General features: G+C 66.1%; 20 protein-coding genes. 14 read left to right on the forward strand and 6 right to left on the reverse strand.

Annotation, left to right across the window (positions count from 1 at the left end):
- The 9 genes from AC1DJT_RS18430 to AC1DJT_RS18470 all read left to right on the forward strand — a co-directional run.
- Positions 1-462 (forward strand): dihydrodipicolinate synthase family protein (locus AC1DJT_RS18430; RefSeq protein ID WP_476834602.1); only part of this gene is annotated, 462 nt, incomplete at its 5' end.
- 33 nt (positions 463-495) lie between these two features.
- The gene (locus tag AC1DJT_RS18435) at positions 496-1,047 is read left to right on the forward strand and encodes a 3-hydroxyanthranilate 3,4-dioxygenase (protein ID WP_441488463.1); all 552 of its coding nucleotides are present in this window, start codon (positions 496-498) and stop codon (positions 1,045-1,047) included.
- A 118-nt stretch (positions 1,048-1,165) separates the two neighbouring features.
- Positions 1,166-2,332 (forward strand): ABC transporter substrate-binding protein, encoded by a 1,167-nt coding sequence (locus tag AC1DJT_RS18440; RefSeq protein WP_476834603.1) that lies wholly within the window; start codon positions 1,166-1,168, stop codon positions 2,330-2,332.
- Positions 2,333-2,347: 15 nt separating this feature from the next.
- Positions 2,348-3,262 carry a branched-chain amino acid ABC transporter permease gene (locus AC1DJT_RS18445; protein WP_441504559.1) on the forward strand — a complete coding sequence of 305 codons (915 nt, stop codon included), beginning with the start codon at positions 2,348-2,350 and terminating at the stop codon, positions 3,260-3,262.
- 4 nt (positions 3,263-3,266) lie between these two features.
- Positions 3,267-4,268: a branched-chain amino acid ABC transporter permease gene (locus AC1DJT_RS18450; protein WP_476834604.1), complete on the forward strand. Its 1,002-nt coding sequence runs from the start codon at positions 3,267-3,269 to the stop codon at positions 4,266-4,268.
- Positions 4,265-5,017 (forward strand): ABC transporter ATP-binding protein, encoded by a 753-nt coding sequence (locus AC1DJT_RS18455; RefSeq protein ID WP_441504561.1) that lies wholly within the window; start codon positions 4,265-4,267, stop codon positions 5,015-5,017. The genes AC1DJT_RS18450 and AC1DJT_RS18455 overlap by 4 nt, the downstream gene beginning before the upstream one ends.
- Positions 5,017-5,718, forward strand: coding sequence for an ABC transporter ATP-binding protein (locus AC1DJT_RS18460; protein WP_441504562.1), 702 nt, complete (start codon positions 5,017-5,019; stop codon positions 5,716-5,718). The genes AC1DJT_RS18455 and AC1DJT_RS18460 overlap by 1 nt, the downstream gene beginning before the upstream one ends.
- A gap of 1 nt (position 5,719) precedes the next feature.
- Complete coding sequence (locus tag AC1DJT_RS18465) at positions 5,720-6,826, forward strand: alpha/beta hydrolase (protein WP_441504563.1); 1,107 nt, start codon at positions 5,720-5,722, stop codon at positions 6,824-6,826.
- A 2-nt stretch (positions 6,827-6,828) separates the two neighbouring features.
- Entirely contained in the window at positions 6,829-7,644 is an 816-nt protein-coding gene (locus AC1DJT_RS18470) for an aspartate dehydrogenase (protein WP_441504852.1), read from the forward strand.
- Positions 7,645-7,804: 160 nt separating this feature from the next.
- Here the strand turns inward: AC1DJT_RS18470 and AC1DJT_RS18475 are convergent, their stop codons facing one another.
- Positions 7,805-8,428 carry a class I SAM-dependent methyltransferase gene (locus tag AC1DJT_RS18475; RefSeq protein ID WP_476834605.1) on the reverse strand — a complete coding sequence of 208 codons (624 nt, stop codon included), beginning with the start codon at positions 8,426-8,428 and terminating at the stop codon, positions 7,805-7,807.
- A 368-nt stretch (positions 8,429-8,796) separates the two neighbouring features.
- On the opposite strand from AC1DJT_RS18475, the gene AC1DJT_RS18480 reads away from it, so the two are divergent.
- Positions 8,797-9,204, forward strand: a complete 408-nt coding sequence (locus tag AC1DJT_RS18480; protein WP_441488472.1) for a hypothetical protein — start codon at positions 8,797-8,799, stop codon at positions 9,202-9,204.
- Between the two features lie 99 nt (positions 9,205-9,303).
- Here the strand turns inward: AC1DJT_RS18480 and AC1DJT_RS18485 are convergent, their stop codons facing one another.
- The 5 genes from AC1DJT_RS18485 to AC1DJT_RS18505 form a co-directional block, all read right to left on the reverse strand.
- A complete protein-coding gene (locus AC1DJT_RS18485; protein ID WP_476834606.1) occupies positions 9,304-10,812 on the reverse strand; it encodes an amidohydrolase family protein in 1,509 nt (502 codons plus the stop codon).
- A 28-nt stretch (positions 10,813-10,840) separates the two neighbouring features.
- Positions 10,841-11,629, reverse strand: coding sequence for an ABC transporter permease (locus AC1DJT_RS18490; protein ID WP_441504567.1), 789 nt, complete (start codon positions 11,627-11,629; stop codon positions 10,841-10,843).
- Positions 11,616-12,395, reverse strand: coding sequence for an ABC transporter ATP-binding protein (locus AC1DJT_RS18495; protein WP_441488475.1), 780 nt, complete (start codon positions 12,393-12,395; stop codon positions 11,616-11,618). The genes AC1DJT_RS18490 and AC1DJT_RS18495 overlap by 14 nt, the downstream gene beginning before the upstream one ends.
- A 37-nt stretch (positions 12,396-12,432) precedes the next feature.
- Positions 12,433-13,437, reverse strand: a complete 1,005-nt coding sequence (locus tag AC1DJT_RS18500; RefSeq protein WP_441488476.1) for an ABC transporter substrate-binding protein — start codon at positions 13,435-13,437, stop codon at positions 12,433-12,435.
- A 136-nt stretch (positions 13,438-13,573) separates the two neighbouring features.
- Positions 13,574-14,485 carry a LysR family transcriptional regulator gene (locus AC1DJT_RS18505; protein WP_441488477.1) on the reverse strand — a complete coding sequence of 304 codons (912 nt, stop codon included), beginning with the start codon at positions 14,483-14,485 and terminating at the stop codon, positions 13,574-13,576.
- A 116-nt stretch (positions 14,486-14,601) separates the two neighbouring features.
- Between AC1DJT_RS18505 and AC1DJT_RS18510 the strand changes: the two genes are divergently transcribed.
- The 4 genes from AC1DJT_RS18510 to arsC all read left to right on the forward strand — a co-directional run bounded on the left by AC1DJT_RS18510 (position 14,602) and on the right by arsC (position 17,278).
- Positions 14,602-15,543: an N-carbamoyl-D-amino-acid hydrolase gene (locus AC1DJT_RS18510; protein ID WP_441488478.1), complete on the forward strand. Its 942-nt coding sequence runs from the start codon at positions 14,602-14,604 to the stop codon at positions 15,541-15,543.
- Between the two features lie 286 nt (positions 15,544-15,829).
- Positions 15,830-16,279 (forward strand): helix-turn-helix domain-containing protein, encoded by a 450-nt coding sequence (locus AC1DJT_RS18515; RefSeq protein WP_441504568.1) that lies wholly within the window; start codon positions 15,830-15,832, stop codon positions 16,277-16,279.
- 185 nt (positions 16,280-16,464) lie between these two features.
- Complete coding sequence (locus AC1DJT_RS18520) at positions 16,465-16,836, forward strand: ArsR/SmtB family transcription factor (protein ID WP_441504569.1); 372 nt, start codon at positions 16,465-16,467, stop codon at positions 16,834-16,836.
- Positions 16,814-17,278 (forward strand): arsenate reductase (glutaredoxin), encoded by a 465-nt coding sequence (gene arsC, locus AC1DJT_RS18525; RefSeq protein WP_441504570.1) that lies wholly within the window; start codon positions 16,814-16,816, stop codon positions 17,276-17,278. The genes AC1DJT_RS18520 and arsC overlap by 23 nt, the downstream gene beginning before the upstream one ends.
- Positions 17,279-17,351 lie beyond the last annotated feature (73 nt).

A 17,351-nucleotide genomic window follows, 5' to 3' on the forward strand; every position in this document is an offset into this window, starting at 1 on the left:
ATCAAGTACAGTGTGCCGCGCCCGATGTATGCCGAGCTTACCAGGCTCGCCGGCGATCGCATCCTGGTCAGCAGCGCCTCCGAGGAGGAATGGCTCGACAACATTCTCGAGCTCGGCTGGCAGCTCTATCTCTGCTCCTCGCCGCCCTGCCTGATCCAGACGCCGCATGATCTGCGGATGCGCGAATATACCGATCTCGCCTTCCGTGGCGACGCCGCGCAGGCGCGCGCCGTGCGCGACAGCCTGAACCCGGTCCGCGAGGCGCTGCGTGGCACAAGGCCCGCCGAGAAACCGCACGCCCATCAGAAATACTGGCAGGAGCTGCTCGGCCAGGCCGGCGGCCGGGTCAGGCCGCCGCTGCTGGAGCTGACAGAGACAGAGAAGGCTGCGACGCGCGCCGCCTTCGAGTCCTGCGGCCTGAAGCTGCACGCCGCAGATGCATCATTGGCCAAGACCGGCTGAGCCGCCGGCAGACGAAACGGGAGAGGTGGAACGATGGCGACGGAAGGACGGCTGAAGGCCTTCAACTTCGCGAAATGGATCGAGGAGCACCAGCATCTGCTGAAGCCTCCGGTTGGCAACCAGCAGATCTGGACGGATTCCGACCTGATGGTCACCGTCGTCGGCGGCCCCAACCAGCGCACCGACTATCATGACGATCCGGTGGAGGAGTTCTTCTACCAGCTCAAGGGCGACATGATGCTCAAGGTCGTGGATGACGGGAAGCATTACGACGTGACGATCCGGGAGGGCGAGATCTTCCTGCTGCCGCCGCATGTGCGCCATTCGCCGCAGCGCCCGCAGGAAGGCTCAATCGGCCTCGTCATCGAGCCGAAGCGGCCCGAGGGCTGGCTCGACGCCTTCGAATGGTACTGCTTCAACTGCACGAAGCTCGTGCATCGCGTCGAGGTCGATCTGGTCAGCATCGTCGACGACCTGCCGCCGCTCTACAAGGCCTTCTACAACAACGAGCAGGCCCGCACCTGCCCGCATTGCGGCACGCTCCATCCCGGCAAGGAACCGCCGGCCGGATGGGTCTGCCTGTAGGAATTCAGCGGCGCGGCCGAATCCCGGCCGCGCCGCGGGTTCCTCCCACGCAAGCGCCAGCACGAATAAGGCGCAGCAAAAATCTCAGAGGCATGAACGCAAGCAACTTGAGCTCACGATGACATTTCGCAGATTGCTATTGGGCCTGCTGGCCTCCGCCTCKATGACGGGAGCTGCCATCGCCCAGCAGCCCGTCAAGATCGGCATGATCACCACCCTGTCCGGACCGGGCGGATATCTCGGCCAGGATATTCGCGATGGCTTCAAGCTCGCCATCGAGATGCAGGGCGGCAAGCTCGGCGGCGCTCCCGTCGAGCTTGTCGTCGAGGATGACGCTCTMAAGCCCGGTCAGGGCAAGCAGATCGCGGAGCGCATGCTCAAGACCGATGGGATCAAGATCCTGACCGGCATCGTCTTCTCGAACGTCGCCGGCGCCACCGTGCCCGACATCGTCGATTCCGGCGCGCTCTATGTCAGCGCCAACGCCGCGCCGTCCAATCTCGCGGGCAAGGAATGCCACGAGAACTACTTCGCCATCGCCTGGCAGAACGACAGCCTGCACGAGAGCGCCGGCCAGAACGCCAACAATCTCGGCTATAAGAAGGCCTTCGTCCTGGCCGCCAACTACCAGGCGGGCAAGGATGCCATCGCCGGCTTCAAGCGGATGTTCAAGGGCGAGGTCGTGGGCGAGGTCTATACCCGTCTCGACCAGACCGATTTCGCCGCGGAGATGGCGCAGATTCGTGCCGCCAATCCCGACTTCGTCTACCAGTTCAACCCCGGCGGCCTCGGTATCGCATTCTTGCGCCAGTACCAGCAGGCGGGATTGACCGGCAAGATTCCGATGGTCGTCGCAGCCCCCTCGCTCGATGCGGTGACGCTTGCCGCGGTCGGCGATGCCGCGCTTGGCGTGAACGCCTCGAGCCACTGGAATTCCGACTTCGACAACCCGGCCAACAAGGCCTTCATGGCGGCCTGGACCAAGGCCTATAACCGCCCGGCGACCTATTACGCGAGCCAGGGCTATGACACGGCGCTGGCCATCGCCTCCGCGCTCAAGGCCACCGCTGGAAAACCCGATGTGCCGGCCCTGCGCAAGGCGCTCGCCAAGGCCGATTTCCAGTCCGTGCGCGGCGCTTTCAAGTTCGGCCCGAACCAGCATCCGATCCAGGATTGGTATGGGCTGYGGGCCGAAAAGGACAGCGATGGCAAGCTCGTCCTCAAGACCGTCGGCAAGATCCTGACGAATTACGGCGACGCCTACGCGGCGCAGTGCAAGCTCTGATCAGGTGGACCGCCCATGGCGCTGATCCTCGAACAACTGCTCAACGGCCTGCAGTTCGGCGTGATGCTGTTCCTGCTCGCCGCCGGGCTGACACTGATCTTCGGCATCATGGGCGTGATCAACCTGGCGCATGGCTCGCTCTACATGATCGGGGCCTATGCCGGAGCCTTTGTCGCGACCAGCACCGGCTCACTGCTGCTCGCAGTGCCAGCCGGGCTCGCGGCGGCGGCGGCGGCCGGCATGGCGGTCGAACTCCTGGTCCTGCGCCGGCTCTATGCGCGCGACCATCTCGATCAGGTGCTCGCGACCTTCGCGCTCATCCTCATCTTCAACCAATCGGTGACGATCCTGTTCGGCAGGCAGCCGCTCTTCGTCTCGGTGCCTCCTGAACTGAACGGCTCCGTCGAATTGCTGCCGGGGCTGGTCTATCCGGTMTACCGGATCGCGGTCATCGCGGTTGGCCTTGCGGTGGCCTTCGGGCTCTATCTCCTAATCAACCGCACACGCGTCGGCATGCTGGTGCGCGCCGGCGCGACCCATCGCGAGTTGGTCAGGGCGCTCGGCGTGGACATTCGCCTGCTGTACACGGCGGTGTTCGGGCTCGGCGCCTTGCTCGCCGGACTTGCCGGGCTGATGGCGGGGCCGATCCTCGCCGTCCAGGTCGGCATGGGCGAGCAGATCCTGATCATGACCTTCGTGGTCGTGGTGATCGGCGGCGTGGGCTCGATCCGGGGCGCCTTCTTCGGCGCGCTGATCGTCGGCCTCGTCGACACCAGCCTGCGCGCCTTCCTCCCCGGCCTGCTGCGCTCGGTCATGAATCCATCCGAGGCAGATGCGCTCGCCGGCGGCCTGTCCTCGATGGGGATCTACCTGCTGATGGCAATCGTGCTGCTCATGCGCCCGAAGGGGCTCTTTCCCGCCCATGCATGACATCATGACCAGTCCTATCGCCCGGGCGCCGGCCCGTGGCCGGCTCCTGACCGCTGCCGCGATTGGCCTGGCGCTCGGCGCCCTGCCCTTCGTCCTGCAGGCCATCGGCCAGCCCTCGCTCGTGCCCCTGGCGACCCGCGTGCTGATCTACGCAATTGCCGCCGCCAGCCTCAATCTCGCCCTGGGCTTCGGCKGGATGGTGAGCTTCGGCCATGCCGCCTTCTTCGGCATCGGCGGCTATGTCGTCGGCATCCTCTACCAGAGCTTCGTCGGCGACACCTTGCTCTTCGGCCTGTTGCCGGGAACGAACCAGCTCCTGATCACCCTTCCCGCCGCGATGCTTGTCGCGGGCATCCTCGCCCTCTGCATCGGCGCGCTCTGCCTGCGCACGAGCGGCGTGCAGTTCATCATGATCACGCTCGCCTTCGCGCAGATGCTGTTCTTCCTGTTCGTCTCGATCAAGGCCTATGGCGGCGATGACGGGCTGATCATCCGCCGCCGCAATGTCCTGCTCGACCTCGACACCCGCAACGACACGGTGTTCTACTTCATCTGCCTGGCGGCGGCCGCGCTGGTCTTCGGCGCGCTTTCGCGGATCGTCGGATCACGCTTCGGCATGGTCCTGATCGGCATCCGGCAGAGCGAGCGCCGCATGGCGGCGATCGGCGTCGCGCCCTATTCCTACAAGCTCACCGCCTTCGTCGTCTCCGGCATGGGGGCCGGGCTCGCCGGGGCGCTGATGGCCAATTACCTGCGCWTCGTCAGCCCCGACATGCTGCACTGGACCAAGTCGGGCGAGCTGATGATCATGGTCATCCTCGGCGGTGTCGGCACGGTCCTTGGCCCGCTGTTCGGCGCGGCTGCGCTCGTCATCCTGGAAACCGTGCTCACCGCCTGGACCGAGCACTGGCAGCTCATCCTCGGGCCTGTCCTGCTGTTCGTCGTCCTGTTCACGCAGGGCGGGCTCAGCGCGCTCTTCAACCGCGTCGGAAGGGTCGGGAGTTGACGCAGCCCCTGCTTTCCGTACGCAACCTGCAGAAGTGCTTTGGCGGACTCGTAGCCACCGACAAGGTCGATCTCGACGTGGTCGAAGGCGAGGTCCACGCCCTGATCGGCCCGAACGGCGCGGGCAAGACCACGCTGATCACCCAGCTCTTCGGCGAGCTCTCCCATGACGAGGGCGAGATCCGCCTGGACGGCGAGGATATCGGCCGGCTGCCGACGCCGCAGCGCGTCCGTCGCGGCCTCGCCCGCACCTTCCAGATCACCCATCTGCTGCCGGACTACACCATGCTCGACAATGTCGCGCTGGCCGTGCAGGCTCATGAAGGGCACAGCTTTCACTTCTTCGCCAATGCCCGCCGCGACGAGGCGCTGCGCGCCAGGGCACGGCAGCATCTGGCGGCGGCCGGCCTGGCGGCGCGCGCCGAGGTGAGAGTCGCCGATCTCTCCCATGGCGAGCAGAAACAGCTCGAATTCGCGGTGGCGCTCGCCTGCGAACCGCGCCTTCTCCTGCTCGACGAACCAATGGCCGGCCTCGGCCATGCCGAGAGCGAACAGATGGTCGCGATGCTCCGGGCCCTGAAGGGGCGCGTCACCCTGCTGCTCGTCGAACACGACATGGACGCGGTCTTCGCGCTGGCGGACCGGATCTCCGTGCTTGTCTATGGCCGCGTGATCGCGACCGGGACGGCCGCCGAAATTCGCGACAACCCGGATGTCCGCATCGCCTATCTCGGCGAGGGAGACGCCTGATGCTGAGCGTACGCAACCTGCAATCGGCCTATGGCGCCAGCCAGGTCCTCTTCGACGTCGCGCTCGACATCGCGGAGGGCGAGGTCGTGACATTGCTCGGCCGCAACGGCATGGGCAAGACCACCACCGTGCGCTCGATCATGGGCCTGCTCCCGCCGAAGGCCGGCGAAGTCCGGTTCGGGGGCCGCGCCGTATCGGGCAGTCCGCCGGAGAAGATCGCCCGCTGCGGCATCGGCCTGGTGCCGGAAGGCCGGCAGGTCTTCCCTACGCTGAGCGTGCGCGAAAACCTCGTCGCCACCGCATCGAACCGGCTGAAGCGTGCACAGCCCTGGACGCTCGAACGGGTCTATCGCCTGTTCCCGCGCCTTGAGGAGCGCGCCGGGCAATCGGCGCGGACCCTGTCAGGCGGCGAACAGCAGATGCTCGCAGTCGGCCGGGCGCTGATGACCAATCCGAAGCTGCTGATCCTCGACGAGGCGACGGAGGGTCTCGCGCCGGTGATCCGCGCCGAGATCTGGTCCTGCATCGAGGTGCTCAAGGCGCAGGGCCAGTCCATCCTGCTGATCGACAAGAACATCAACGTGCTCAAGCGCATCGCCGATCGCCACTACATCCTCGAAAGGGGCCGCACCGTCTGGTCCGGCAGCAGCGTCGATCTCGCGGCGCAGGCAGAAATGGTACATCGCTATGTCGGCGTCTGACATGGTCGCGGCAGAGCTAGTCGCGACGACATCCCTGACCGATCCGGTCGAGGCGCTGCGCGATGCGCTCGCGACGATCCTCGACGGGCTGGTCGCAGCCGGCTGCGGGCCGCAGCATCTGCTCTCGATGACATGGGAGACAGGCGAGCCGGCGGCCTTCCATCTCTCGCGCCATGAGGTCGAGCTCGCCTATCGCGAGGTCTTCGCCGGCTTCCGCCCGCCGATCCGGCTGCAGCCGAGGGCCGAGCCCGGCCTGGCGATCCGCGCGCGGCACTCCGAGCCGACACCACCACCGGAGAGGCTCGTTCAAGGCCACACGCTGCCGCAGCTCGCCCGCCAGTACAGTCCGCGCCTGCAGGCCGACATGAAGGCGCTGTTCCGGCAATGGAGCCGCGACGGCGAAGCCTTCCGCGCTCATCACCGCGGCCGCGACCTGGCCTATGGGCCGGGGCGTTTCGAGACGCTCGACCTCTACCTGCCACGGGGCGTCTCGCGCCCGCCGCTCTGGGTCTTCGTCCATGGTGGCTACTGGCAGGCCTCCGACAAGGTCCAGCACGCGCAGTTCGCACAGGGCATGCTGGCGGCCGGCTTCGCCGTCGCCATGCCGAATTACGGGCTTGCGCCCGAGACCCCGCTGGAGCGGAGCGCGGAGCAGATCGTCGCTGCCCTGAACTTCCTGGTCGGGGAAGCCGAGGCGCTCGGCATCGACGCCGCGCGGCTGCATCTCGCGGGGCATTCCGCCGGCGGCCACCTCGCCGCCATGGCGCTGGTTGCGTCGGATGCCCCGCCCATTGCCTCCGGGCTCTTGCTCTCGGGTCTCTTCGACCTGACACCGCTCGGCCATCTCCCGCTCGGGCGCCTGCTTGGCCTCGACGACCTGGCCCGGGCCGAACGCCTGAGCCTGCACGGCCGGCCCTGCCCCTCCGCACGCCTCGCCTTCGCCGTTGGCGAAGTGGAAAGCGATGCCTTCAAGGCCCAGTCAGCCGCACTTGCCACCGCCTGGCGGGCCGGACCGCCGGTCCTTTGCGCGGGACATCATTTCAGCCTCCTCGACGGCCTGAACGGTGGCAAGCTGCTCGAACTCGCTCGCAACACGGCGGCCGCTTGACCATGTCGCACCCGCGCAAGCCTCTTCGGATCGCCCTGATCGGCTGGGGCGCGATCAGCCGCCGCGTCGCCGGGTTGCTGGCGCAGCGCCTGGGCTCCCGCGTCACTGTCGCGGCCATCGGCCTTCGCGATCTGTCGAGCGCGCCCGACCTGCCGACGGGCGCGGCGCCGATCACGGATCCGGGGCAGCTCGCCGGTCTCGGGCTCGACCTCGTCGTCGAAGCCGCCGGGCGCGAGGCTGTGGCCGGATGGGGCGCGGCAGCGCTGCGCCACGCCCCGGCCTTCGCCGTGGCCTCGACCAGCGCCCTTTGCGACGATGCGCTGCTCGGCAGGCTCCTGGAGGTGGCCGAGACCAATGGCAGCCGACTCCTGATTCCGGCGGGCGCGCTCGGGGGGATCGATGCCTTGGCCGCGGCCGCGGCGCTTCCGCTGGACGAGGTCACCCATACCATCGTCAAGCCGCCCGCGGCCTGGCGCGGCACGGCGGCCGAGGCGATGGCGTCGCTCGACGCGCTTTCGGCGCCCTTGACCTTCTTCTGCGGAACCGCGCGCGAGGCGGCGTCGCTGTTCCCGCAGAACGCCAATGTCGCGGTGATCAGCGCGCTGGCCGGCATCGGGCTCGACCGGACCCGCATCCAGCTCGTCGCCGATCCCGGGGCGAAGGCAAACAGCCATCGCCTTGCCGCGAGCGGGGCGTTCGGCCGGCTCGAGATCGCAATCGAGAACCGCGCCCTTGCCGCCAATCCGAAATCATCGGAGATGACGGCTCTCTCGCTGGTCCGATTGATCGGAGCCGCGGTGAACCCGTTGGCCATCTGACCGGCGGGAGACGCAAAGCAGCGCTCCGAGCCGGGTCCATGCGGCGATCGGCAGCAATCGCGATGCTCCCGCGAGTTCTGCAAGAGATGCTGGCGGACGTTCATTGGTTCCCGCGATCCTCCCGGGCCGCGGGCGCAAATACCCGATTGAGCAAAAGCGGTCAGGTCTCCTTTGCGGCCTCGATCCACAGAAAGGAGGCCTCCTCGTTGTCCTGCGGTTCGATCGACGATTTGCGGACGAGCAATCCGCCATCGGATAGATATTTCAGTGTTTCCGCTTCGCCGTTGTGACCGAAGAACATCGTGGTTCCCAGCCATTCACCGGTCCACTCGCCGGAAACACCTGTTCCAAAGCTTCCGACAAAGACACCGCCCGGCTTCAGCAATCTCGCGATCTTCAGGATCAACGGTCCTTGCTGGACAGAGGGGACATGCGTGATCGAATAGAAGGCGCCAACCGCGTMGAAGGAACCGGCTTCAAGCGCCACGTCGCACATATCCGCCTGGATGAACGTCGCCAGCGGGACCTGCTTTCGAGCCCTGAGGATCTGTTGTGCCGATGCGTCGACACCGATGACGGCATGTCCCAATGCCGCAAGATCCCGCGCCACGGGGATGCCCGCACCGCATCCGAGATCGAGGACCCGGCCGCCATCGGCTGGCAGGCTGTCGATAAGACGGCCGAGCCATTTCTGACGAACAGCAGATACCCCGAACCGTTCGAGATATGCGTCTGCAACGTCGTCATAACCTGCAGCGACAAGGTGTTTGGGATCGCTAGCCATGGCGGAACAGTTGCAGACGACCGCACGCGCGTCGAGCCGCGACGTCTGCAACCCCAAGCATCCCCTCAGAGCTGCAGCAAATCCTCAGACTCTTCCCTGCCCAAGCGGGCCCGAGCGCTGGCGCCCAGAACTCTGGCAACAGCCTATGCCGGTCATCAGGTCCGCCTCCTCCGACGCGCATCGGAGTATTGTCCCAAACGCGCGGCATCAAGGCTGCTGCATCCCGCCGGAAACGCGTGTAAATTCGGCGTTATCGGAGACGGTTGGCGCGAAAGCACCGGCCCACGACGGCACTTCTGCCCGGGGATAGCGGAAGCGACACGGCGTCGGTTGGCCTCGCTTGCGTCACAGCAAGGTGGGAGGGTGTCATGAGGAAACTCGCAACGCTCGCCACTGCCGCTTTGATCATGACCGGCAGTGTCGGAACCGCCGACGCGCAATATTGGCGCGGGGGCGGCTGGGGCTATCACGGCGGGTATTATCGCAACTATGGCTGGGGCGGCGGCGCTGTCGCTGCCGGGCTGGTCGGTGGGGCGCTGCTCGGAGGCCTGGTCGCCGCAGCAACGACGCCCGCCTATGCCTATGGATACGGTTATCCGGCCTATGGCTACGGATATGGCTATCCCGCCTATTCCTATTATGGCCCGCGGGTCTATTATCGCCCGGGCTATTACTATGCGCGGCCCGTCTATTATGCCCCGCGCTATTACGGCTGGAACCGGGCTTATTACGGCCCGCACTATTATCCCCGCACGGTCTACCGGGCATATTGGTGAGGCCGTCGCCGACGACCGGCCATCAGCGAAGCCGGCCGGTCGGTCGCGTCCGCGAAGGGGATCTCCGTTCGACGGCCGAATGCCGAACGGAGCCGTGCCTCAGCGCAGCGGCGCGCCGTAGCGCTCGACCTGGTAGGGCTGCCGGGCGAGGCCGACGCAGAAGCTCGCGACCGCATCCTGCAGTTTCTCGGCCAGCAGTTTCATGGGCGCGTTCGCCGCTTCCAGCCGCTCGCGCGCCGCTTCCGCCTCGCGCGCCAGCTTCGCGAGGTCGAGCGTCAGCAGGCGCCCCTCCTTCACGACGAAGCGACCGCCGATCATCACGTCGCGCACCGCCGTGCCGTCTTCGACATGGACGATCTGGTTCACCGTGCGGTTATGCGGCAGCCAGTTGATATGGCCGAGATCGACGAAGACGAGATCGGCCTTGTAGCCGCCTTCGATCCGGCCGATGCGGCCCTGGAAGCCGAGCGCGCGGGCGCCGCCTTCGGTTGCAGCATGCAGGGCCTCGGGCGTGGTCAGCCATTCCCGGACATCGGGTCCACGCACCTTCGAGACGAAGGAGGCCAGGCGCGTCGCCTCGTACATGTTCTGGTTGTCGCCGCTGTTCGAGCCGTCCGTGCCGATCGCCACATTGACGCCGGCCGMGAGCATCGCCCGCACGTCGGCAAGCCCACTGCCCAGCCGCATATTGCTCGCCGGGTTGTGCGCGACCGAGGCGCCATGGCCCGCGAGGATGCGCATGTCCTCCGGATCGAGCCAGACGCCATGGGCGACCGTGAAATCGGGGCCGAGCAGGCCGAGCTGGTCGAGATGGGCAGTCAATGTGCGGCCATAGCGCTTCATGCCGGAGAGCGCCTGGATCTTCGATTCCGCGACATGGCTGTGCAGGCCGAGACCGAAGCGGCGGGCACAGTCGCGACAGGCGCCGAGGAACCCATCCGAGCAATGCAGCGGGATCGTCGGGGCGAGCGCGATCTTTAGCCGTTCCGTATCGAAGCGCGCCTGCGTGACGAAAGCCTCGAAGCCCTTCAGCGTCTCGGCATAGGGCTGCATCCGGAAGCGGTCGACCTCGGCGCGCAGCGGCTCGGGCAAGGCGTCGTAGAGGCCGGGAATGGCCTCATAGAGCGTGGTGTCGGCGACCATCGGCGCGATCGTCGCGCGCATGCCGACATCCTGATAGGCCCGGGCGACAGCCGACATGCCCTCGACCGACGGCGCTGGCACCTCGAAGAACAGGTCGTAGCAGGCGGTCGTGCCCTTCAGCACCATCTCGGCGCCGTTGAGTGCGGCGCTGAGATATTTGTCCTCGAGGCTGCGGTTGCCGCTGATCCAGGGGCCGGCGGCCAGGAGCAGTTCGAGCGACCAGCGGTCCCCCATGGCCTTGGCGAGCGCGCCATGGCCGTGGGTATGGGCGTTGACGAGGCCGGGATGAACGAGCTTGCCGGTGGCGTCGATCTCTGCCGCCCCCTCGGGGACGGACATGCCGCGCGGACCGATCTCGCGGATCGTGTCGCCTTCGAGCAGCAGGTCGAGCGGTTCAGCCTGAACGCGCTCCGGCAGGAGGACGAGGGCGTTGCGGATGATCGTGTGGAGCGGGCTTGCGGTCATGGCGGGGTCTCCTTCTCGGCGCCGCAGGTCAGCGCCGCTGCTCGGCCGCTGCCCAGGGGAAGAACACCCGCTCGGCGACGACGATCAGCTGGAACAGGACGATGCCGAGCAGGGCCAGGATCAGCATGGCACCGAAGGCGACGGGAACCTTGAAGAACGCGGTTGCGGAGGTGATGAGATAGCCTAGGCCCCGTTCCGCCGCGACGAACTCGCCGACCACGGCGCCGACGACGGAGAGTGCGATCGCCGATTTCAGGCCGGAGAATACGAACGGGATCGAATAGGGCAGACGCACCCGCAGCAGCTCCTGCAGCTTGCTCGCGCGGCAGGACCGGGCAAGCTCGACCAGCTCCGGCGGCACCGCCAGCAGACCCGTGGTCATCGAGATCACCAGCGGGAAGAAGGCGACCAGGAAGGTCACGATGACGCGCGGCAGCTCGTTGGGACCCAGCATCACGACCAGGATCGGCGCGATTGCGACCTTCGGCACCGACTGGGTCAGCACGAGCAGCGGATAGATCGCATCCGCCGCCAGCCGCGAGGAGGAGATCAGCACGGCGAGCGGGAAGCTGACCGCGATCGAGAGCAGGAAGCCGAACAGCACGGTCCTGAGCGTCGCCAGCGTATGCTCGCCCAGCGCCGGGCCCATCGCCGCGGTGTCCTGGAAGATCCGCGAGGGCGCCGGCAACAGGTATTCGGGGATGGCGAAGACCCGGACGGTCACCTCCCAGATCGCCATCAGCACGACCAGCGCGACGAGCGGGATCAGGAATTCGCGGCTCGCGCCGAGCAGGCGCAGGGCTTTAGTGTTCGACATCGAAATGCGTCCCCTGCTCGCCGAAGATCAGTTCGCGGATGCGGCCGGCGCAGCGCTGGAATTCCGGGTGGCCCGACATGGCGAAATCGCGCGGGCGCGGCAGATCGACATCGATGATCTCGGCGATCCGGCCGGGCCGGGGCGACATCACGACGACCCTGTCCGCCAGGATCACCGCTTCGGGAATGGAATGGGTGACGAAAATGATGGTCTTGGGCGCATTCGCCCAGATCCGCAGCAGCTCGATCGTCATGATCTCGCGGGTCAACGCATCGAGCGCGCCGAAGGGCTCGTCCATCAGCAGGATGTCGGGATCATGCACCAGCGCCCGGCAGATCGCGGCGCGCTGCTGCATGCCGCCGGAAAGCTGGCGCGGCCGGTGATCGGCGAAATCCGCGATGCCGGCGACGGCCAGCAGGTCCTTCGCCCGCCGGCGCGCCGTCTCGTCGGCACGCCCCATGATCGTGGAGGGGAACATCACGTTCTCCATGATCGTCGCCCAGGGCAGCAGGGTCGGCGCCTGGAAGACGATGCCCGTGTCCTGCCGCGGCGCGCTGACGCGCTCCCCATTGATGGCGATGCTGCCCTCCGTCGGCGGCACCAGGCCGGAGACGAGCCGCAGCAAGGTGGACTTGCCGCAGCCGGAGGGGCCGACGAGCGTGACGATCTCGCGGTCGCGGATCGTGAGATCGATCCCGTCGAGCGCGCGCACGCCGCCATTGCCGACCGAGCCAAAGACCTGGCCGGCCCCGCTGATTTCAATCATGTCTATTCTCCGGCGTCCCCTGCCCTGTCCGCTCTCGTCACTTCTTCGGCGGCAGGAAGGACATGTCGACCGCGGTCGCCGGATCGAGCTTGGGGTCGAGATTCTGCGACTGGGCAACGACCTCATAGGTCTTGTTCAGGCGCTCGGTGGTGATGCCGCCGACCCCGGCCTCCTTGGCGTGATCGGTGAAGATGAAGCCCAGCGTCGCCTTCAGGCTGCCGAGGCAATCATCGAGATCGACCTGCGGGATCGCCTTCACATGCGCCTCGCAGGTGGCCTGCGGATTGTCGCGCGCCGCCTCCCAGGATTCCGTGGTCGCCTTCATGAAGCTCTTCAGCATCTCCGGGCGGTTCTTCGCGCTCGCCTCGGTGGTGTGGAAGGCAAGCGAGTAGATCGCGAAACCCGCCTCGACGAAGGGCAGGAAGGCGAGCTCCTTGCCAGCGCGCTGGGCCTGCTTGTTCTGATAGTAGAAATTGGTCGAGTAGGACGGGATGGCGTCGACCTTGCCGCTGATCAGCAGCGGACCCATGGCCGAGCCGTCGACGGTCACCCACTCGATCTTGTTGGGATCGGTCTTTGCCGCCGCGGCGACCGCCGGGAAGTAGAGCCGGTGGCTGTTGCCCGGCGTGATGCCGATCTTCTTGCCTTCGAGCCCGGTGAAGGTGGTGATCCCGGAATCCTTGCGCACGAAGAGCGAGTGCGGGGAATGGGCGTAGACCGCGCCGATCATCTTCAGCGGCACGGAGCTGCGCTGGCGCGCGGTGAACAGGGCGGAAATATCGGCCATGCCGATATCGGCCGCGCCGCCGGCCACCTTGCTCAGCGTGTCGCCGGAGCCGTTGCCCTTGCTGATCCGCAGCTCGATGCCATTGCGCTGATAGATGCCCGACGCGATGCCGGCATAATAAGGCGCGTAATCGCCGGTCGGAATCCAGTCGAGCATGAGATGCACGTTCTCGGCCGCACGAGCGGCAGACGGTACGGACAACGCGACGGCCGCGCTGAAGATGGCTGTGAGAGTGCTCGACGTGAATTTCGACATTGTGGTCGCCCTTCCTGGTTCCCCTATGGACAGAAACAGTGGGGACGCCGATCAGATCAAATACCAATTTCGCTGCGATACATAATATATGGTTATGCTGCAGCGCACATCGTGCGGCGGCTGCATCCGCCCCCGCTCAATCCGGCATGGCGGGGTCGGTCGCGAGCGGCAGCAGCTCCATCAGCCCCTGCACGAAACTGCGGGCGATGCGCGACAGCGGCTCGACCCGCGAGGAGAGCAGATGCGGCCGCGTCGTCGTCTTCGGCACCAGAGGGCGGGAGCGGATATTCGGCCAGGCGTTGTCGACCAGCACGAAGTCGTCGACGATCGCGATGCCGCCGCCGGCCTGAACCAGCGAGCAGGCATTCGGCGTGAAGCGCACCTGCGCGTTGAAGCGGATGGGCTTTGGCGTGGCGCCAAGAGCGCGATTGACGACCATGCCATAGGGCGTCTGCGAGCCATACCCGATCATCGGATAGGGCACGAGATCGGCCGGCTTCAGCACGCGCTTGCTGCCGAGCGGATGGCCTTCGGGGAAGATCACGCGCAGGCGTCCCTCGGCGATCTGCGTGGCTTTTACGCTCGGATCCTCGACGGCCATGGAGGTGACGGCGAGATCGGCGCGATGGCTGGCGATGCGCGCGATCAGCTCGGCCAACGTGAGGATCTCGAAATCGACGCGCACATCGGGATGCGACTGGCGGAAGCGGCCGATCGCCTTCGGCACCAGCATGTGGCCGACGCTGGGGCTTGCCAGCAGTCGGATCGACCCCGCGCTGCCGCGGCGCAGCTCCTCCGCCATGTCGTTGACCCGGGTCACGCCCTGATGGACGAGCTCAGCCTCGGCGAAGAGCTGCCGCGCCTCGGGCGTCGGCTGGACGCGGCCCTTGACGCGCTCGAACAGCGTCAGGCCGAGCCGATCCTCCGTATAGGACAGGAGCCGGCTGATCGCCGGCTGGGAGACCGAGAGCAGGCGCGCCGCGCCGCTGATCGAGCCTGTCACCATGACCGCGCGGAACATCTCGATCTGCCGAAGATTCATCGCCATGGCACATAACCTCCCCTTATAGTTCAGTAGAGAAATGGTATATACTTGTTTTGGTGGCGCCCGGCTAGATTGCGGCCAGTTTGAACTGGCCTTCACAGCCCAAGGAGTCTCTTTCGATGTCCCGCCTTCTTACCGTTGCAGCGGCTCAGCTCGGTCCCATCCACCGCGCCGATGATCGCGCATCGGTCGTGCGCCGGATGATCGCGCTGATGCAGCAGGCAAAGGCCCGCGGCGCCGATTTCGTCATCTATCCGGAACTCGCCCTGACGACCTTCTTCCCGCGCTGGTATTGCGAGGACCGTGTCGAGGCCGACCAGTGGTTCGAAACCGCGATGCCCGGCCCCGACACGCAGCCGCTCTTCGACACGGCGCGCGCGCTCGGCATCGCCATGAGCTTCGGTTATGCCGAGCTGACGCCGGAGGGACGGCATTTCAACAGCTCGATCCTGGTCGACAGGACCGGCCAGATCATCGGCAAGTACCGCAAGGTGCATTTGCCCGGCCATGCCGAACGCGACCCGACCCGGGCGCACCAGCATCTCGAGAAGCGCTATTTCGAGCCCGGCGACCGCGGCTTCCCGGTCTGGCGCTTCGAGAACGGGCTGGTCGGCATGGCGATCTGCAACGACCGGCGCTGGCCCGAGACCTATCGCGTCATGGGGCTRCAGGGCGTCGAGATGGTCGTGCTCGGTTATAACACGCCGACCACCAACGGCCATTCCAAGACCGAGACGCTGGCCGACCGCCTGTTCCATCACCGCCTGTCGGTGCAGGCCGGCGCCTATCACAACTCGACCTGGGTCGTGGCGGTCGCCAAGGCCGGCGTCGAGGACGGCTTCCCGCTCTTCGGCGGCACGCTGATCGCCGATCCCAGCGGCAAGATCGTCGGCGAACTCGACCATGACGAGGACGGGCTCTTGATCCATGCCTGCGATCTCGATGCCACGCGCTTCGGCAAGGAGACGATGTTCAACTTCGCCGCTCATCGGCGCGTCGAACATTATGACCTGATCACCTCACGAATCGGCGTCGGCGCGCCACTCGGCACCACCGACTAAGGCATCGGCAGGACAAGTGGATCGCGGCTTTCGGGAAAGCCGATGCGAACACGGAACGGTCAGATGATCGGACCCGGTACGATATCCGGTCCGATCACCCAGGCATGCTCCGCCCGGGCGATCCGCATCGGGAAACCGGCGCGCGCCGGCCGCGCAAGAGCGCCTCGCCTTCTTCGCATCATTTGGTGCGACGTTGGTCGGCTGACTTTGTCGGCCAGAGCGGACAAGAACGGCTTGAAGGGCCTATAGTCCCTTTTCGATAGTCTGAAAGTCAGGGGCGGCACAGGTGAAGGAACCAGACCGGGTCGATGAGTATGTCGGCATTCGCCTGCGAAGAATGCGCCGCCTGACGGGCTACAGCCAGACGAAGCTTGCCGAGTTGCTGGGGATCACGTTTCAGCAAATCCAGAAATACGAGAAGGGTGTGAACCGGATCAGTGCGAGCCGGCTCCAGCATATCGCCAATATCTTTCAGGTCCCCGTTTCCCATTTTTTCGATGGGGCGCCGGCGATCTCGACTCCAGCCGCAGATTCAGTGCCGGACGCCCCCTCCCCGGAGGTCGCTGACCTGCTCGCCACCCGCGACGGCATCCGTCTGGCCAAAGCCTTCGCTTCGATAAGGAACTTCAAGACACGCCGCCGGATTGTCGCCCTCACCGAAGCGATGGGCGACGCCGAGGAAGCGTCTGAAGCCGAGCCGGGTCGCGCCACGGCTGCAGGGTCCGGCTGCGACTGAACCGTTTTGTCGCGGCGCAGCTGAGGCAGCGGAAGAGGCGAGCCCCTGGCGTTCGGCGACCGTTGCGACGTCGGCCCCACCTCCTTGCGCATGGCGCGCGTTCGGCACGGCCGGAAACACAGAGGGCGACATTCAAGGAAACGGAGGCCCTTGCCAACATCTATAATATCCATTAACTTGGATATATGGATAATTTACAAACCATTCTCGCCATGGCTGCACTGGCACAGCCCACGCGCCTCGACACCTTCAAGCTTCTGGTGAACCGCGAGCCCGAAGGCGTTCCCGCCGGCGAGCTCGCGCGGCTGCTGGATGTTCCGCAGAACACGATGTCGGCTCATCTCGCCATCCTGTCGCGCGCACGACTGATCGCGGGCGAGCGGCAGAGCCGCTCGATCATCTATCGCGCCGATCTCGACGGTTTCCGCGCGGTGATCGCCTTCCTGCTGAAGGATTGCTGCGGCGGGCGGGCAGACCTGTGCCAACCGCTCATCGACGAACTCGTTCCCTGCTGCCCACCGAAGGTCCCCGCCGATGGACGTCATCATCTACCATAATCCCGACTGCGGAACCTCGCGGAACACGCTTGCCCTGATCAGGAACGCCGGCGTCGAACCTCACGTCATCGACTACCTGAAGATGCCACCGTCCCGGGCGATGATCGTGGACCTGGTCGCGCGGATGGGTCTCACGCTCCGGCAGGTCCTGCGCGAGAAGGGGACGCCATTCGCCGAACTCGGCCTTGCAGATCCGTCGCTGGGCGACGACGCCTTGCTCGACGCAATCGAGAAGCACCCGATCCTGCTCAATCGACCGATCGTGGTGACACCGAACGGCGTGAGGCTGTGCCGCCCCTCGGAAGAGGTGATTGACCTGCTGCCGCCGCAGCGCGGTCCGTTCGTCAAGGAGGACGGCGAGCGCATCGTCGATGAGGCCGGCCGCCGCATCGCGAGCGGTGAGATCATCGGCCGAGATATCGCATCCGGCCCGATGATCTAACTCTCTGTGTTCGCATCGGCTTTGCCCCGAAAACCGCAATCCACTTTTCGGGCCGATGCTTTCTGTGTTCGCA

It is taken from the genome of Allobosea sp. 05T422_2 (assembly GCF_056396265.1).

Excerpts from the sequence above, each read along its gene's own strand:
- AC1DJT_RS18435 (WP_441488463.1), top strand. The coding sequence starts at position 496 with ATGGCGACGGAAGGACGGCTGAAGGCCTTCAACTTCGCGAAATGGATC.
- AC1DJT_RS18460 (WP_441504562.1), top strand. The coding sequence starts at position 5,017 with ATGCTGAGCGTACGCAACCTGCAATCGGCCTATGGCGCCAGCCAGGTC.
- AC1DJT_RS18465 (WP_441504563.1), top strand. The coding sequence starts at position 5,720 with ATGGTCGCGGCAGAGCTAGTCGCGACGACATCCCTGACCGATCCGGTC.
- AC1DJT_RS18470 (WP_441504852.1), top strand. The coding sequence starts at position 6,829 with ATGTCGCACCCGCGCAAGCCTCTTCGGATCGCCCTGATCGGCTGGGGC.
- AC1DJT_RS18480 (WP_441488472.1), top strand. The coding sequence starts at position 8,797 with ATGAGGAAACTCGCAACGCTCGCCACTGCCGCTTTGATCATGACCGGC.
- AC1DJT_RS18490 (WP_441504567.1), bottom strand. The coding sequence starts at position 11,629 with ATGTCGAACACTAAAGCCCTGCGCCTGCTCGGCGCGAGCCGCGAATTC.
- AC1DJT_RS18495 (WP_441488475.1), bottom strand. The coding sequence starts at position 12,395 with ATGATTGAAATCAGCGGGGCCGGCCAGGTCTTTGGCTCGGTCGGCAAT.
- AC1DJT_RS18500 (WP_441488476.1), bottom strand. The coding sequence starts at position 13,437 with ATGTCGAAATTCACGTCGAGCACTCTCACAGCCATCTTCAGCGCGGCC.
- AC1DJT_RS18505 (WP_441488477.1), bottom strand. The coding sequence starts at position 14,485 with ATGGCGATGAATCTTCGGCAGATCGAGATGTTCCGCGCGGTCATGGTG.
- AC1DJT_RS18520 (WP_441504569.1), top strand. The coding sequence starts at position 16,465 with ATGGATAATTTACAAACCATTCTCGCCATGGCTGCACTGGCACAGCCC.
- arsC (WP_441504570.1), top strand. The coding sequence starts at position 16,814 with ATGGACGTCATCATCTACCATAATCCCGACTGCGGAACCTCGCGGAAC.